The sequence below is a fragment of the Microcoleus sp. A6-C6 genome (assembly GCF_036705955.1).
GTDB lineage: Bacteria > Cyanobacteriota > Cyanobacteriia > Cyanobacteriales > Microcoleaceae > Microcoleus.
On the sequence record NZ_JAUBVR010000171.1, the window covers coordinates 1 to 2,202 of the forward strand.

General features: G+C 51.2%; 2 protein-coding genes. Both read left to right on the forward strand.

Annotated features, from left to right (window positions below):
* On the forward strand, window positions 1-1,027 hold a 1,027-nt coding region (locus tag QUB52_RS28935; RefSeq protein WP_332975557.1), incomplete at its 5' end, for an energy transducer TonB.
* 170 nt (window positions 1,028-1,197) lie between these two features.
* Window positions 1,198-2,202 carry a hypothetical protein gene (locus QUB52_RS28940; RefSeq protein ID WP_332976342.1) on the forward strand — a complete coding sequence of 335 codons (1,005 nt, stop codon included), beginning with the start codon at window positions 1,198-1,200 and terminating at the stop codon, window positions 2,200-2,202.

Sequence of the window (2,202 nt, forward strand, 5' to 3'; positions counted from 1 at the left end):
AACGCCACCGCCGATTCCAGAGGAAGCCCCGGTAGCGGTAACACCACCGCCGATTCCAGAGGCACCTTCTGCGATCGCACCTAAACAGGATTTGATTCCCCCAGAAACTCCTCCAAGCCCGATCGCCAACGAACCCAAAACCCCATCGCCCGATCCTCCCAAAAACGATCGCCCGATCGCCAGCGAGGAACCTCCTAAAAGCGAACCACCCGTTACCCAATCTCGCCCCAAGGGCGCTGAGAGTGCCACAGATTTTACCGCAGATGCTGGAAATCCCAAGTCCTCGAATAGTCCTGAAAACAATAACTCGCCCTCGCCATCCTCAGAGGCATTAAATCCTGCTTCTGGGCCCATAGCCCGATCGCCCGCAGCCGGCCCGCCAGTCACAGCTACCAGGCCTGGAAGCAGTCGCAATTCGGGAAGTGCGATCGCCGATCTCACAAACCCCACCTCTGCCCCCGGAGGCGGAAACCCCCAGAATGAAAGCGGAAGCTCTTCCTCAGAGCCATTTGCAACGGGTTCTGGGCCCATAGCTCGATCGCCCGCAGCGGGGCCGCCAGTCACAACTACTAGGCCTGGAAGCAGCCGCAATTCGGGAACTGCGATCGCCGATCTCACAAACCCAGGAGGAAGTCCCTCGAACTCAGCATCCGGTGGGAGTGGAACTGCTGGGGGGAGTTCTTCAGAGCCATTTAGCAGCGGTTCGGGCTCAGTGCCAAAACCGAAAAACCCTGGTGGAGGGGGGAGTCCTTCCCGTCCTTCGGGCCCTGCACCAGGCACTTGCATTAGCTGCGGTAAACCTGAATATCCCAGCGCCGCCAGAAAAGAAGGGCGTCAGGGTCAAGTCAAAGTCAAGTTTGATATTGACCCCAACGGTAAGGCCTTCAACATCGCGATCGAGATTTCTAGCAAATACGACGACTTCGATAGCGCTGCGATTAAAACAGTAGAAAGATGGAAATTTGCCTCATCAGACAGCGGCATTCAAGGAAAAGTAGCATCCATTACCTTCCGGCTCAATGAGTAGGGATTTTCTGGAAACCTAGCAATTTGGCTGGGAATTCAATAGCACCAAGAAAGCAACTGCCAAGTTAAAAATTGAATTTTGTGTAACTTATGAATTTTGGAATGTCGCCAGCAACATTAAGTAAACTTCAGCGATTTGGATTCGCTCTATTACTTGGCTCCAACTTGGGAATGGCTGAGTTATTCGTAAACCCTCACAGCGCAATGGCCGGAGTGATTACTTTACCCGATGGCGGACGTTGTGAGGGAGAATTGAGCGAGGGTAAACTCAGCGGGCCTGGTCTCTGCCAATATGCCAATGGCGATCGCTATGAAGGGCAATTTCTCAATGGCCAACCTCACGGTAAAGGTGTCTATTCTTTTAAAGCAGAAGGTCGATATCAAGGAGAATTTGCCTCTGGTGAATTCAACGGTCAAGGTGTCCGCGAGTTTGCTAACGGCAACCGCTACGAAGGAACTTTTAAAGACGGCGAATTCGACGGTACGGGTACTTTTACTTCCACTAACGGCATTCGTTATGAAGGCTCTTTTGCCAAGGGTTCTCCCAGCGGGCGGGGGGCTTTTACATTCAGTGATGGCACTCGTTGCGAAGGAGATATTAAAGAAGGAAAAGTTAACGGTAAAGGAGTCTGTCAATATGCTAATAAGAACCGCTACGAAGGAGAGTTGCTGAGTAATTTGCCTCACGGACAGGGAACCTATACCTTTGCGGTCGGAGGTAGTTATCAGGGGCAGTTTAGTGAGGGGCAATTTGATGGCAAAGGGGTTCGCGAATATCCGAACGGCAACCGCTATGAAGGAGAGTTTGTCAAGGGCAACCCTCAAGGTCAGGGGTTGTTAACTTTTAAAGAAGGGGGACGTTATCAAGGCCCGTTCGAGAATGGAGAATTTAATGGTGAGGGTGTCCGCGAGTTTGCTAATGGCAATAGCTATAAAGGCATTTTTGTCAAGGGTAAGATGAGCGGGAAAGGTGTTTATGTTTTTGCCAATGGCGATCGCTGCGAAGGCGAATTTCGCGAGGGTCAGTTTAACGGCAAAGGTGTCTGTACTTACGCCAATGGCGATCGCTATCAAGGTGACTTTCTCAACGGGCAGAAACACGGTCAAGGTTCCTACATTTATGCAGATGGAACTAAGCTAGAAGGTAATTGGCAACAGGGTCAACTTCAAAAATAA